The 15,151-nt window shown below is 37.3% G+C and carries 13 protein-coding genes; 10 read left to right on the top strand and 3 right to left on the bottom strand.

The window, feature by feature from the left end; translation table 11 throughout:
• The first annotated feature begins 83 nt into the window (after nt 1-83).
• The 6 genes from PZE06_RS12275 to PZE06_RS12300 all read left to right on the top strand — a co-directional run bounded on the left by PZE06_RS12275 (nt 84) and on the right by PZE06_RS12300 (nt 5,528).
• A complete protein-coding gene (locus PZE06_RS12275; RefSeq protein WP_150915881.1) occupies nt 84-713 on the top strand; it encodes a phosphatase PAP2 family protein in 630 nt (209 codons plus the stop codon).
• Nucleotides 714-1,455: 742 nt separating this feature from the next.
• Complete coding sequence (locus tag PZE06_RS12280) at nt 1,456-2,403, top strand: ABC transporter ATP-binding protein (protein WP_150915880.1); 948 nt, start codon at nt 1,456-1,458, stop codon at nt 2,401-2,403.
• On the top strand, nt 2,400-3,131 hold the full coding sequence (locus tag PZE06_RS12285) for an ABC transporter permease (protein ID WP_150915879.1): 732 nt from the start codon (nt 2,400-2,402) through the stop codon (nt 3,129-3,131). Before PZE06_RS12280 ends, PZE06_RS12285 begins: the two co-directional genes overlap by 4 nt.
• Entirely contained in the window at nt 3,128-3,814 is a 687-nt protein-coding gene (locus tag PZE06_RS12290; protein ID WP_150915878.1) for an ABC transporter permease, read from the top strand. The genes PZE06_RS12285 and PZE06_RS12290 overlap by 4 nt, the downstream gene beginning before the upstream one ends.
• Nucleotides 3,815-3,828: 14 nt before the next feature.
• Nucleotides 3,829-4,920 (top strand): sensor histidine kinase, encoded by a 1,092-nt coding sequence (locus tag PZE06_RS12295; RefSeq protein WP_191963703.1) that lies wholly within the window; start codon nt 3,829-3,831, stop codon nt 4,918-4,920.
• Entirely contained in the window at nt 4,917-5,528 is a 612-nt protein-coding gene (locus PZE06_RS12300) for a response regulator transcription factor (protein ID WP_150915876.1), read from the top strand. The genes PZE06_RS12295 and PZE06_RS12300 overlap by 4 nt, the downstream gene beginning before the upstream one ends.
• Before the next feature lie 296 nt (nt 5,529-5,824).
• Here PZE06_RS12300 and uvrA read toward each other — a convergent pair whose 3' ends face one another.
• Nucleotides 5,825-8,248 carry an excinuclease ABC subunit UvrA gene (gene uvrA, locus PZE06_RS12305; protein ID WP_150915875.1) on the bottom strand — a complete coding sequence of 808 codons (2,424 nt, stop codon included), beginning with the start codon at nt 8,246-8,248 and terminating at the stop codon, nt 5,825-5,827.
• Between the two features lie 389 nt (nt 8,249-8,637).
• On the opposite strand from uvrA, the gene PZE06_RS12310 reads away from it, so the two are divergent.
• Nucleotides 8,638-9,384 carry a MerR family DNA-binding transcriptional regulator gene (locus PZE06_RS12310; RefSeq protein WP_150915874.1) on the top strand — a complete coding sequence of 249 codons (747 nt, stop codon included), beginning with the start codon at nt 8,638-8,640 and terminating at the stop codon, nt 9,382-9,384.
• Nucleotides 9,385-9,787: 403 nt separating this feature from the next.
• Here PZE06_RS12310 and PZE06_RS29545 read toward each other — a convergent pair whose 3' ends face one another.
• Nucleotides 9,788-10,924 (bottom strand): hypothetical protein, encoded by a 1,137-nt coding sequence (locus tag PZE06_RS29545; protein ID WP_306421199.1) that lies wholly within the window; start codon nt 10,922-10,924, stop codon nt 9,788-9,790.
• Between the two features lie 305 nt (nt 10,925-11,229).
• Between PZE06_RS29545 and PZE06_RS12325 the strand changes: the two genes are divergently transcribed.
• Nucleotides 11,230-12,249 (top strand): DUF3231 family protein, encoded by a 1,020-nt coding sequence (locus PZE06_RS12325; RefSeq protein WP_150915873.1) that lies wholly within the window; start codon nt 11,230-11,232, stop codon nt 12,247-12,249.
• Nucleotides 12,250-12,421: 172 nt separating this feature from the next.
• Here the strand turns inward: PZE06_RS12325 and PZE06_RS12330 are convergent, their stop codons facing one another.
• The gene (locus tag PZE06_RS12330) at nt 12,422-12,715 is read right to left on the bottom strand and encodes a hypothetical protein (protein WP_150915872.1); all 294 of its coding nucleotides are present in this window, start codon (nt 12,713-12,715) and stop codon (nt 12,422-12,424) included.
• 598 nt (nt 12,716-13,313) lie between these two features.
• Between PZE06_RS12330 and PZE06_RS12335 the strand changes: the two genes are divergently transcribed.
• Nucleotides 13,314-13,652, top strand: coding sequence for a MerR family transcriptional regulator (locus tag PZE06_RS12335; RefSeq protein ID WP_263641936.1), 339 nt, complete (start codon nt 13,314-13,316; stop codon nt 13,650-13,652).
• A gap of 133 nt (nt 13,653-13,785) precedes the next feature.
• A complete protein-coding gene (locus tag PZE06_RS12340; protein ID WP_150915871.1) occupies nt 13,786-15,147 on the top strand; it encodes a hemolysin family protein in 1,362 nt (453 codons plus the stop codon).
• Nucleotides 15,148-15,151 lie beyond the last annotated feature (4 nt).

Genomic DNA, 15,151 nt, shown 5'->3' on the forward strand with positions numbered 1-15,151 from the left:
AAGGAAATACTGGGGAAGATAAAGAAAATGAGTGAATTATTTTTACACAAATGTAAAGTCATATGAGTTGGTGGGATAAATCATTGAGAACAAAATACAATCATTTACTTTTATTATGTTTCTTTAGTTTGGCTTTTTTTATCTTTTTAGCAATGGTATATGATTCTGATTTCGTAGAAAATATTGATCTACAACTAATAAAGAGTATTCAAGGGTTAGAACATCCAACATTCACTTATATCATGAAGTTTTTTAGCTATATCGGTGATAAAGTTCGAGTAATTGTGATTTCAATTATTATCGTATTGATTTTATATAAGGTATTTCATCAACGAATTGAAATCATTCTCTTTATTATAGTCCTAGTTGGTTCCGCGATTTTAAATGTGCTACTTAAATTTTTTTTTCAAAGAGAACGACCTAACTTTTATAGAATGATTGTTCAAGATGGGTACAGTTTTCCTAGCGGACATGCAATGGCAGCACTATCCTTGTATGGCATTATTACCTTTTTGTTATGGAGACATATTCCTAAGGAAAGCGGCCGAATCATGTTGCTCTGCACTAGTACTTTATTTATCACCCTTATTGGAATAAGTCGTATTTACTTAGGGGTGCACTATCCAAGTGATATTGTCGGTGCCTATTTAATAAGTGGATGCTGGCTTCTTTTCACAATATGGGGATTTATTCAAGTAAAGGGAAAAGATTGAGTGTTTTTTCCAGGCGAACTCCTTAGTTTAGTCAGAAAAAAGAGGATGATCTTGTTTAGCTTTCGATCACCGTGAGTAATGAAACCTTAACTAAAAAATGAATTTCAGGGAGAAGTATTACCGAATGGGAATCGTCTTAACACCGAAGTAGAATCATGGATTCCAGTAAATTAAAACCACTAGTTCAAAATGAACTGGTGGTTTTAATTGTGGAATAAAAGTGAGATTCATTTTTAAATACTCTTCAAGAAGTCAGCGAAAATTCTGTTGTGAAAGATTACATACTTCGTTTCCCACTTTAGATCCATGAAGTTTACCCTCGTTCAATCGGATATATTTTTCAATAATGTTTGCTACTAGACCGGGAGAACGTGCTTAAGTTCAATTATAATGCTTCAAAATGAGCAGTAGAATGGCTTTAAGCTATAAATTCAGTTAACGTTGAACATTTTTTTGGCAATGTGAATTTGCAGCAGTGGAGTTTATATTACATTTGGATTGTGTTAGAGTCGTTAACTTGTGAGCCATAAATGTATTTGCAGTCATTTTGCGGGGCTATTGGTCGTGTATTTTGATCGTCGCCGATGAAAGGAATTATCCTTGATAGGATTATTACTGAGATTACCACTGCTTATTATTGACATGGAATGTTTGTCCGGCTTTATTTAATGACAAATGTAACTATCGAGGGTGAATGGACTTTGGAATAATGGAGGTAATAAGTTAAGAAAGGATGAACAATATGATGATTGCTTCTATGCAAGGTGTTGTGAAAAGGTATGAATCACAGCTTGTGTTGGATTATATAGATTTAGATATTCAAGAAGGAGAAATTATCGGTTTGCTTGGTCCGAACGGAGCGGGAAAAACAACATTAATTCAGACGTTGACCGGAATTACTGCTTTTGAACGGGGGAAAGTGGAGCTTTTTGGACAAACAGAAAATCCGTTTTCCAATCAAAATAAGGAAAAAATAGGTTTAGTTACGCAGGAAATTACGGTATTTGAAGAATTAACAGCAAAGGAGAACTTGCAATTTTTTGCAGGGGTTTATGGGTTAAAAGGAGAAGAAAAGAAAAAAAGAGTAGCAGAGGCATTGGAATTTGTTGGTTTGGCAGATAAGGGAGGAAAGATGCCAACAAAGTTTTCTGGTGGAATGAAGCGTAGATTAAATATTGCTTGTGCCCTGACACATCGACCAAAACTATTGATTATGGATGAACCAACGGTCGGAATTGATCCCCAGTCAAGAAATTATATTTTAGAAGCGGTAAAAAAATTGAGAGATAGTGGTACGACGATTTTATATACAACCCACTATATGGAGGAAGTTCAATCCATTGCTACTAGAGTGGTGATTATGGACCAAGGTCAAATTATTAAGGAAGGTACAGTAAATGAACTCATTCAAACGGTGCAGCACGAAGAAAAAGTGAAAATGGATGTGACGGATCCTGAAAGAGTCCCCATTAAAAGTTTAGAGAAGATAGCTGGAGTTAAAAAGGTTGTCGTATCTGGAAGCCAAATCACCGTTATTTCAGCTGTTCATTCGGGTAATTTAGACCGAATCCTCTCCATTGTGAAGGAATATGCAGGAGTACTAGGAATTCAGGCTGATAAACCTAATCTAGAAGACGTCTTTCTTACGTTAACAGGTAAGCAGCTAAGAGATGGGGGGGACGAATCATGAGAGTTCTTTCAACAGTGAAGTATACAGCATTAAGAATGCTGAGAAACTACATCGTTTTACTGCTCCTGCTTGTCGTTCCCATCATTTTACTTACAGTATTTTCTTTTATCCTTTCAGGGGCTGTCACAGAATCAGGAGTCCCATATATTAACGAAACTTCAATGTCCCAGATATTTGTTTTTCAGTTGTTTGGTGGTTCAATTGTCATGTCCCTCATCTACAATGATCTATTTACAGAAAATAGAATGAGAATGTATGCTTTACCCTTTAAGCAAACGATGTATGCTTTTTCGATTATGATGTGCGGTGCTTTATTTTCCATTCTACTAGGCGTTGTATTAATGGTGTATTCTCAATTTGTTCTAGGTGTAGTTTGGCAGAATTGGTTGTGGATGATTTATATTATTTCCTTGATGGCGGTTTTATCGGTCATTGTTTGCTTGATTTTTACGTTTTCTGTCAAAAATTTTAAAATTGCTGAACGATTAAGTGAAGTGTATGGGATTAGTTTTATAGTCTTAGCTGGGTTATTTTTTCCGATGCCCGAGAATGGTTTTTTCGATTTTTTCGGATCATATGGAAATCCGCTGACTTTATCAATAGATTCAGTTCGCCAGATGGGGCTATCTAATCCTGAAGGGGCTTGGTTTCAAGCGAATATTCTCTTAGGAGCAATTATCATCTTATTTATTGTGATGCTCATTTTAGGGAGGCGGAAAATAGGGTGACCATTTTTAAATTTGCTTTAAAAAGAAGTTTCAGTAACACAACTAATTTAATTTTTCTTACCCTTTTCCCGATCGCTTGTATCTTTTTGCCAAATGGAGAAGAATGGCCTTTTCTACCGTATGGTTATCAGTATTTTGGTATTTTAATTTTGTTTGTCGGCATACGATTAGCAACGATTATTCTTGAAGATCGAGCAAAAGGAGTGGTTAAACGTTTAGCCGTTGCCCCAATTAGCCATTTTCAATATTTAAGTCAAAATCTACTAGCCTTTTCGGTTATTCTTATTCTACAATGTGCCATTGTCGTTTATGGTGGTGTGCTTTTTGGGCAAGAGCTTTATCAACCCGGTTGGCTCTTCATTCTATATGGATCTTTTAGTTTTGCTTCATTAGCGATTGCATTAGCATGGATTTCTATTTATCGTAACAAAGATGCCTCCTTTCTGGTTTATATGTCATTAATCTTTATTATTGTTGTTCTTGGTGGATTGCTGATTCCAATTGAGATCTTCCCTGATTTGTTAAAACGAGTAGCGGTCATATTCCCAACCTATTGGCTAGCAGAAGGCCTTAATTGGGTTGTTTTTGGAGAAGATCTTCTCGATTTTTTATTGATTAATGGGGGACTATGGCTTTATACCATTGTATTCGTCATTATTGGAAGTACGAGAAAAATAAATTAAAGAGGTTGATAAGGATGAAAAAGCGAATGGAACCGCTTCTATTTATAAATGGCTGGCGTTTTTTAATGATGGGTGTCTTTATTCATTTATGGGTGATAGATGACTCACAAACCAGCTCATTTATCCTTATCCTCCTGTTACTGCTTCTGACTTGTCTACGTTGGCGCTTTACATTGCCAGTTTGGTTTGTACTAGTTGATATTCTTATTTGTTTTTTCTATGTTCCATATACGGATATGGCTTATTACGGTTTCGCATTGCCTATTTTTGAACTTGCTTTAAAAGGAAAAGGCCTTTTTTCTCTTTTCCTATGCGCCGGTGTATTTTTTGCACAGGCATCTTCATCCTTCTTATTTTGGTTTTTCTTCCAGGCTCTCTTCTTTGGCGCCTTTTCATTTGTTTCCATAAAAAATCAAGAAATGTATAGATTAGACGTAGATGAGCAACGAAAAGTTCGCTATGAATTGGAACGAATCATAATAGATTTACTGGAAGCGAATCAATCGGTTTCCCATCAGGCGGAACTAATGGAAAGATATCGGATTTCAAGAGATCTTCATGATCATTTAGGACATGATTTAACAGGTGCAACACTTGCCTTACAAGCATATGAATATGTTCAAGAACCTGAAGAAGCAGAGAAAATTCTGCAGGAGGTTAAAAATCGTTTAGAGCGTAGCACGAAAAGCTTAAGAGACACTGTCCATAATATGACACCAATGACACGAATCGGTGTTGAAAGCTTAGAGAGTATTGTGCAAAGTTTTCAACAAAAGGAAATGGAGTTCAAAAAGTCTGGAAATATGCTCTTGGTTCCGGCCCATAAATGGAGTTTGTTAGAATCGTGTGTGAAGGAAACTTTAACGAATGCTGCCAAACATAGTAATGCTACAAAGGTTGAGGTGGATTTACAGGTGACAGAATCGATTGTACGTCTATCAATCCAAGATAATGGTACAGTTAAAAAACTGGACCATACAGGAAGTGGGTTAAGAAGTTTGCAAATGCGCTCCCGCTCCATGGGAGGCAGCTTATCAATTAGTCAAGAAAATGGTTTTTTAGTCGTTTGTGTGATTCCTTTAGATAAGGAGGTGTTGAATGGATGAAGGTTTTGATTGTAGATGACGATCTGCTTGTTTGTCAAAGCTTACAGTTACTGCTTGGAAAGGAGCATGATTTGCAAGTCATTAATATAGCAATGAATGGACAAGAAGCGATGGAATTATGCCAAAATGAACAACCGGATGTGATTTTAATGGATATACAAATGCCAGTTGTCAATGGAATTGAAAGTACAAAAAGAATAAAAGAACAATGGCCTTCTATCCAAATTATGATGTTAACGACGTTTCGGGATGAGAAAAATATTAGATTGGCATTGAACGCGGGAGCGGCAGGATACTTACTAAAATCGGCATCAATTGAAAATATGGCCCAGCAAATTAGGGCATTAAAAGCAGGCTCAACAATATTAGATGCAGATGTTTTAAAAACAATTACGGAACCAGACAAAGCAGCCTTGGAAGGTTTAACGGAGCGAGAGGCGGATATCGTAGAGTTAATAGCGCAGGGATTTTCGAATAAGGAAATAGCTGAACAGCTTTTTTTGAGTGTTGGAACTGTCCGAAATATGCTATCGGTTATTTTAGATAAATTAGAATTTCGTGATAGAACACAGTTAGCAATTTATTATTGGCAAAGGAAACAAGAGTGAAAAATGAAGGAAAATCGATAGATGATAGAGGTGTTAACACGATTAAATGATGATAGTGGGATAAGATCTTCAGTGGTAAAGGGTTATTTTTGATACATGAAGTTAAAAAACAATCATATGTTGTGATTTGGAATAAAAAAAGAGACCTTCTCAAGGTTTAATGATATCCTCGAGCCAGTCTCTTTCCTAAGGCTTTCAGTTTATTATAAATGGAGTCTATTTAGACAAAGAATCACAGTGGCATTCGTTAAACCATAAAAGACGTTTGTTTTTTTCAGAAGGTTTCACACTTTTATTTAGATAAAGATATACTTTCCCGTAACAGATTGGATATTTTCTTTTAATTCTTTTGGAGTTCCCGTTGCAATAACTTGTCCACCTTCAACTCCGCCATTTGGACCCATGTCAATCATATAATCGCTTGAAGAAATCATGGGAACATTATGTTCGACGATAATGACGGTGTTTCCCGCATCTACTAAGCGATTCAGCAATTCGTGAAGGTGTGTAATATCTGAAGTGTGGAGCCCGCTTGTAGGCTCATCTAGTAAATAGAGTGTATGCCCTTTTTGAGAACCGCTTAATTCTTTTGCCAATTTCAAGCGTTGCCCCTCTCCGCCAGATAACGTGGTCAGTTGCTGTCCTAAAGTAAGGTATCCTAATCCAACATCGACGAGTAGGTTTAATCTTGTTTGTGCTTTTTTCCCAGAAACAAGTTTTTGTGCGTCTTCTACATTCATTTCTAAAAAGTCTGAGATCGTAAATCCTTGAACTTTTACCTCAAGCACATTCTCTTTAAATCGTTTGCCTTTACATGTTGGGCAAGTTACTTGTGTATTGGAAAGAAAATGGAGATCGACGTCTACTTTTCCCATTCCTTCACAACGATCACAGCGGCCCCCAGTTGTGTTGAAAGAGAAAAATTTTGCTGTAAGTCCCAGCTCCTTTGCACGTTCTTGCTCCGCAAAGAGTTTGCGCAGATCGGTGTAGACATCAATATAAGTAGCGACATTTGAACGTGCCATCCGAACTAATGGACTTTGTCCAATATTTATCATGGAGTCGATTTCTTCCATTCCAGAAATATATTCGCAGCCTTCTTGGGTGGCTAAAACATCGAAAATAAGTGTTGACTTTCCTGAACCGGAAACGCCTGTTACAGCTGTGAGAGTTCCAAGCGGAATGTCTACAGAAACTTGTTTTAAGTTATGTTTTGTAGCATTGTGAATCGTGATAGATTTTCCATTGCCTCTGCGGCCTTTAGAAGGGAGGGTAATATCCTTTCCAAGCGTGCGCCCCGTGATAGAGTTAGGATTTTTCATGAGATCAAAAGCTGTTCCCATTCCGATAATCTCACCACCAAGTCGCCCAGCCCCTGGACCAATATCAATTAAATGATCGGCTGCCTCCATAACGGCTTCGTCGTGCTCAATTACTAGAACCGTATTTCCTAAATCGCATAAACTCTTCATAACAGCTATGAGTCCATCTGTATCCCGGGGGTGCAAGCCAGCAGTAGGCTCATCTAAAATATAAAGGACACCTGTTAATCCAGAGCCTAAGATAGAGGCAAGACGTAATCTTTGCGCTTCTCCTCCTGATAAAGTAATGGCTTGTCGATCAAGAGTTAAATAACCTAAGCCCACTTGTAATACTCGTTCAAGTCGTTCGTGCAAATCATTTAAAACAGTGGCTAAAATGTCATCCTCCTCATGGGCGAATTGTTCAGTGGTGTTATTTACCCAATGTAAGAGCTCATTCAAAGGGAGAAGGGAAAGCTCAGGCAACCTTTTTTCGTTCACATGAACGGAGCGGACTTCTGCACGCAATCGTTCACCGTGACAGTCTGGACACACTTCTGATTTGAAAAGTTCGGCCACTTGTGAATGCTCCCCATTTTCTTTATAGGAACGCCACAGTGCATTTAAGACGCCAGCGAATTTTCCTTCTGCAACCGTCCTTGGCGGTTTAATATGGGGGAAGTGGCGTGTAAAGCGTTCGTCTTCTGCTCCGTAATAAAGAAAATCTAACTCGATGTCTGAAAAGTCTTTAATCGGTTTGTCTGCAGTAATCGATAAGTGATAATGCTTACTTCCAGCTAAGACGACATTTGTATTGTATTCTCCCCAAGAGCCAGACCAAATGCTTACTCCCTCATTATTTAAAGGTTTCTCTGGATTAAAGAGTCGTTTTAAGTCGAGCTCCTTCGCAACACCTAGTCCTGAACAAGTTGGGCAGGCGCCGGAAGGTTTATTAAAGGAAAAATCAGCACGGGTCAACCGTTCGTGGGTTTTCTGACAGTTGTTGCATATCACTACTTCTTCGTTTGTCCCAGTTGGTAATGAATGAAGAGTTTCGCCACAATTTGAGCATGGTCGTTCTCCTTTTTGTTCAAAGAGTTTTCGTAAATACGTATAGAGATCGGTTACGGTTCCAACTGTTGAGCGAGGATTTCGATTGGTTACATGTTGGTTAATGGCAATGGAAGGAGAGAGCCCGCTGATTCGCTCAACCTTTGGCCGTTCAAACACATCTGGTGCTAACCCGCTTGATTCTAAAAATTGTCGATTACATTCACGTTCGAGGATGTCAAAAGCAAGAGTTGATTTTCCAGAACCGGATGGCCCAGTAATGACCACTAATTGATTTCTCGGAATGTCTAAGCTGATATTTTTTAAGTTATTCTCTTGTGCTCCTTCAATGCGAATGGTGTCTAACATTCAAATTTCCTCCTTTTTTATTTTTTAAAAGCTTTGCTAAACAAGATGGTTGATCGCTCATTTCGTGTGAAATTAAGTTTTCCCACTTCTTTCAATGATGCTAAAAAGGTCATTTGATTTCCATGTGTGAGGAACAAAAATTTCCCAGCAGAGAGAAATGAGCCAAAATTGCCTTTCGAAAGAGTAAGTTGAACACATACCTGCTGTATTGGTGCTTTATCAACTTTCGACTTGCCCTTCTATCTTACAACTTTGATGCAAGCCCCCTACTTGAAAGAAATAATGCTTGCTCTAATGGGAGAGGGATTTTAAAAAGTTTAGCATGTTCTTTAATGTTGTACTTTAAGGATGAGCGGGGGATAATAAGGGATAGGAGGTCGATGTAGCAGATGAAAGGGATTGATATAGCAAGACTTTGCCATGTGTCAACTAGCACATTAAAGCATTATGAAGAATGGGGCCTCGTCCCGGAAGTTCCTAGATCTAATAATGGTTATCGGGAATACTCAAACATTCATGCAGCGTATTTTCAATGTATCGTGAAGATGAATATTGGGTTCGGGATGAAGTTTGTTCGAGAGGTTATGCCAATGCTCCAAAATGGAGAGACGATCCAAGTTTTATGGAGAATTAACGAGGCACAAACTGTGTTACAAAAGGAAAGGCGTCAAGCGGAACAAGTTGTAGAGATGCTAGAAGTTGAGGAAGTAGAATGGTTTGAGCGAAGTCGCAAGAAAAAAGCATACTATACAATTGGGGAAGTTGCAGAAATTGCCGGTATCGCCCCTTCTGCAATTCGGCATTGGGAAAAGGAGGAATTGATTACTCCTATTCGTCATGATGAGAGCGGGTATCGCCTCTATTCACCGGAAGATGTCAGGCGTGTCCTTATAATTCGGACTGTTTCTCGAGCGGCATGGTCGTTGGATATTGTTAGGGAAGTATTATCTGAAACAGAAAATCAACATATAAAACGGGCAAAAGAAATGGCTCTCCAGTCATTAAAATATATTGATCAAAAATTGATTGCTCGTATGAAAGCTTTCAAAGCATTAACCGAGTTATTGGATCTCATTACGAATGAAAGCGATATATGGAATGAGGAGCCAAGAGGATATATGGATAAGCTTTTTTAAGAGACGTTGCATTATCCATGCTGATAATCCAAATGCGAGCGAGGGATTATTCAAATAAGTTAATCCGGTTAATCTGGGACGCGCTCTCTCATAAAAAAGAAATTGCTGTGCAATTAAGCAGAAAAACCCTATTTTTTCATGAGAAAAAGTATTGGTGCAAAAGAGAGTGTAGTATACAATAAAAGCTTTTTTAAAGAAACCGAGTTGGTATATCAACAGTACCGAAAACAGCGACTTCTCATTCTGTATGCTGCTACTGGATCTGTTACTCCGTGTTAGAACTAAGAAGGAGTAAGCTATAGAGGTGTTCAGTTTACATAAACAAAATGAGAGTATGGAGCAGCATCTTATAAGAACAACCATCTGCAAGTTCTCTTCAGGCTAACACCTGTCGCTAGTAAGTTTAATTTTGTTTTAATTCTGCTACTCCAAGGGCAAGTTGCTTCCATAGTGTGTTTTCTACACGTTCCTTTAAAAGTTGGTCACACTCGACGATGAGTACAACTTCTGAATTTTTTCCTTTCAGTAATCGCTGTTTACTTTTCATAACCTTTTTCATAAACAAATCAATGATGAACCCGATTATAAATCCGCCACCGGCACCGATTAGTCCCCATATAATAGGTCCCCATTCCATTTCAAACCCTCGACTCGCCCCCACTGTTGAAAAGAGAAAAGCTAGGATCATTCCTTTTGATATGAGAGAAACGCCATCAGATTGATGAAGATTATCGAAAATTTTTCGCTCCTCTGTTCGGTTGTTTAAAGGAACGGCTAAAATGTTTTTGACACCATACTCTTCTAATTCTGTCATCGCTAATTCAAGATAGGTAGTATGTTCAAAAGTGGCCAAAATTAACATATTATTCACCTTGCTTTCTTTCTTTAAGCTAAAGTTAAAATTTTGATAATGGCTCCTTAAATATTTCCTTTGCTCCTCTTCAAACAATTTATTGTTCTCAACTGTGCTCGTATAGGAATCAAAAATCGTAAAAAAGTAAAAAGAAGGTAAGTATAAAAGCCATTGTGCATCCAAGACCGCATTTGATTTATTAAGATTTCCATTTACTAAGTAGATGAGTGCTTCAAGGAAATGTGAATTATACATAAAGATTGCAGTCCAGATGAGTGTAAAGCCAGCGAGGATAATTCTATGAGCATAAAGCTGACCTACACTAGGAATGGTAAGAGACCAAAGAATCGCCATGATTGGATTTCGCTTATCCAAATAATTAATTTCAAAAGAGCCTATGGAGAATGAATTAAATGGAGCATCTTCTCTTTTCGCAAGGGTATGAATATTATTCAGGTCAACAGTAGTGCGATAGCTGTCCCATATGGCAAAAAGATAAACAGGGATATACATTAGAACCATTTTTAAATCTAATATTTCTTTTGCAGCATCAAAGTTTCCTGTGAATGAATAAACCATAGCTTGATTAAGCTTTGTTGTTTGGTTAATATAAATTTCCCAAACAAATAAAGAAAGGCCTCTAAAATATTTGTTTAAGAGAAAGTGTCCAAATCCTGGAAAATGCAACAGACCACATTGCGATCGTCCAAGGGTTTCTCTTATGGATTTGTGTAGTTCCAAAAATACTTACATGAGCTTTGTAGCGTCTAGCTTTATTGGTATTTTGGAAATTATTCATGCCCTTCCTCCAATAAACTTCTATATCGGTAGTATTTTCCTGTTTGTGTAAAGTTTATCCTTCACAGATGCAACTTAGTGAAAAAATGAAAAAACTTAGGTGATTAAGCGCAGCTGTTTTATTGATCATAAAGAATTAATCTTAAATGTTTATGTCATACTACATTTAAGAAAATTTAGGAGGGCAATTGAACTTGGAATCGGAAAAACAAGCAAATATTGAATTATCTTGTACGGAAATCGGTGGTCTCTGGGGTGTTTATTTTCAAGAAAGCATGAGTTCTTGTTTTCTTACCTATTTTTTGCATCATCTTCAAGATGAGGAGATTATTCCGTTAGCAAAAGAAGCATTACAAGTTTCACAAACTCGCTTAGAAAAAATAAAAGAAATCTTCCTTGCAGAAAATTTCCCGATACCCGCCGCTTTTTCAGAGGGAGATTTGAATTTGGCTGCACCTCCATTATTTCATGATATCTTCGTCTTAAGCTATGTTTATATGATGAATCGGTTAGGAATGATTAATTTTAGTTATACTGCTTCAAACAATGTGCGCCTCGATGTCCTTGACTTTTTTACGGAGTGTATACATACATCAACAGAACTGTTTGGTAAAGCGGTTAAGATGATGCTGTCGAAAGGTATTTATGATCGGCCACCTAAAATGAACTACCCGAAAGAAATTGAGTTTGTGAAAAAGGAGTCCTTTCTTTCGGGCATTATGGGAGATAAGCGCCCTTTAAATGCCATTGAACTATCTGAAATATTCTTTAATATTGAGCGTAATTACTTTTCCGTTCTCATCATGCTTGGTTTTGCTCAAGTAGTAAAAGACAAACATTTGAAAAAACATATTCTCAAGGGAAAAGATGTTAGTGAAAAACAAATCTCATTTTTCAATCAGTTGCTTATGCAAGAAGAGCTTCTTGGAACGGTGACTGTAAGTATGGAAGTGACCGATTCCACTTTGTCACCATTCTCAGACAAGCTCATTTTTTCAATGATTAATATTTTAAATTCCGTAGATATTAGCTTAATTTCACATGCGATGTCAGTAACAATGAGAACAGACCTTACAGCTCAATATAGTAAAATTATTGCTGAGGTCATGCTTTACGCCAAAGAAACATTTGATATTGTCGTCGAGAGGGAGTGGATGGAACAACCCCCGCTTGTGACAAATAGAGAGATGTTGATTCGCAACAATAATCATTAGTTGATTTGTGAGAAGCATTATTAATAGGTATGATACGAGGGGCTGTCCGATAAGTCCCTAAAATAAAGCAAGTGGAGAAAAGCAGCTCGTTTTTCTCCACTTGCTTTTGTATTATATGGATCATTCCCTGAAAGTAGCTGGCGGATGCCAGCTACTTTCAGTATATTGTGGGCTAATGCCACAATTCCAAACTCCACATGGACCTTATCAAGACCCCGTAGAGAAAACCTGCGGAATGAGAGAATAATTGTTCATTTGGAACTGCTTCGACCATTTCATCTACTACTCGTGCAACATGATTTTCAGGGATTAGTGATTCGATATCAAAGATGGTTTGAATTTGATGGTTGTCATAGGGTTTGAATGTAGGAGCTAACTGTCTTTTAGGAGGTGATTTCTCATCAACCTCTGGAAGAAGAGTCATTTGAGTGTTATAATTTGAAATAGTAGTCTTTGGATTACACATAAAAAATCGTCCTTTCTAAAATGTTGGTTTGGTCACTTACATTTTACTAAATAGGGCGATTTTTTTTGTGTACTTTTTTATAATTAAATGGATTTATAAGCCAAAAAAAGATTAAATATAGGTTGATTGGAACGGAAGGCACGAAGACTCCTGCGGGATGACGGGGCAGGGGAGACCCCACAGGCGCTTAGCGCCGAGGAGGCTCCCCGTACCGCCCGCGGAAAGCGAAGTGCCTGGAGTGGAAATCAACAACTCCATTTAACCATCTACTAAAAAATAAAGGGCTGTCAAAGGTCAGTTACCTGACTTTTTGGACAGCCCCATTTTTTTATTGCTTAAGAAAAAGCTGAATGGCAGTTTTTTGAAAAAATTAAGTAACTTATAAAGCAGGATGCAGTTTTTAGCAAATTTTATCTTGTTTTAATTTACTCCTTTAACGGAATACACCGAAAAATGAAAGTGGAGTAAAAAGCTTGTTAATGAAGGTCTTATTTAATATAATAAAACTATAACGTTTTAGTTTAGGAGGAATTATTTTGGGGCTGAGAAATTAAGAATTGGTGAATTAGCTGAAAAAACAAATGTTACAAAGAGGACAATTGATTATTATACACATCTTGGATTATTAGAAGCGGAACGTTCCCCTTCTAATTATCGATATTATAACCATTCATCCATTGACCGAGTCCATTTTATTGAAAAGCGGAAAAAGGAAGGGTTATCTTTAGAGGAAATTAAACAAGAAATTATTGAAACTTACTCACAGGAAGTTGATATATTAGAGTTAAGATTGAAGATGAAGGATTTGGAAAAGGAAGTTTCTGGCATTCTTACTCATCTTGAAAAAACAGATAAAAAAAAATATGGGGAAATTAAGAAGAAAATTTCTCGTGAGAGCTTGTCTCTAATTCAAACATTGCTTTTATTTCTTAGCTAAAGCCATATTAATATGGTTTGACGGAGTGTTCCATTTTTTTATCTTTATGAAGAGGTAATGATTTGATGCCAAAAGACAATTGAGTTTGTTTTTATTATTTTTGGAGGTGAATCCCTCAGGGAGAGGGAAATAATTGGACATATACACGATTTCAAACATTTTTTTATTGATAATTTTACTTGCGTTGACGGCATTCTTTGTTGCTGTTGAATTTGCCGTTGTGAAAATCCGAATGTCAAGGATTGATCAATTGATAGCAGAAGGGAACAAGAAAGCTGTAGTAGCAAAGAAGGTTGTCACTGATCTTGATTATTATTTATCTGCCTGTCAGCTGGGGATAACGGTTACAGCGTTAGGATTAGGTGCTTTTAGTAAGCCGTTTGTTAAACATTTGCTGTATCCTGTGTTTGACTGGTTAAATGTATCTGATGGAATCGCTTCAGTCATTTCATATGGGGTGTCACTTGCTGTAGTCACATATCTTCACGTTGTAATAGGAGAAATGGCACCAAAAACACTTGCGATTGAGTTTTCTGAGAAAGCAACGCTGCTTTTAGCGGGTCCACTATATTGGTTTGGAAAGGTTATGTATCCATTTATTCAAATTTTGAATGGTACATCTCGAGTACTCCTACGCATGGTTGGTGTTCCAGCAGCAGCACATGAGCAGGCTTATTCGGAAGAAGAACTTAAAATTATTATGGCTCAAAGCTTCCATGGTGGGGAAATTGACCAGACCGAGCTGAAGTATATAGAGAATGTTTTCTCTTTTGATGAGCGTGTTGCAAAAGATATTATGGTACCGAGAACAGATCTTGTTTCGATTGATAAAGATATGAGCTACGAAGAAATTATTAAAATTTTAGATGAGCATAACTATACGCGCTACCCAGTTGTTGAAAACGGCGATAAGGATCGGATTATTGGAATTGTCAATGCTAAAAAAATGTTGAGTCATATCGTTGCTGGTCGAAAAAACAAACTTGAAGAATTCATTCTTGATGTACCACATGTAGTTGAGGCAACAAGTATTCAGGACATCTTTTTAAAAATGCAACAGGCTCAGGTTCATATGACTGTTGTCATGGATGAATATGGTGGAACAGCTGGTATTATTACACTAGAGGATGTTTTAGAAGAGCTTGTTGGTGAAATACGGGATGAATTTGATGGAGATGAGGTAGCCGATATTCGTATGGCTGGTGAAAATATGTATATCATCAATGGCCGTGTACTCCTTTCTGAGCTTGAAGAAAAATTTGGTTTGGAATTTGAAGACAGTGAAGATCTTGATACAATTGCCGGTTGGATTCAATTGAAAAATCTTGATGTTGTAGAAAAAGGTGATGAAATCGTACAAGGTCGCAATGTTTGGACAGTCGATCAAGTGGATAATTATCAAATAAAACAGGTTATTTTTCACCTGAATAATGAACAAGAAATAGTCAAAGAGAAGGAAGCTTCTCTACCATTATCGGAAGCATCTTGGAGGTGAATCC

The organism is Robertmurraya sp. DFI.2.37 (assembly GCF_029211245.1).
GTDB classification, from domain to species: Bacteria; Bacillota; Bacilli; order Bacillales; family Cytobacillaceae; genus Robertmurraya; species Robertmurraya methanolica_A.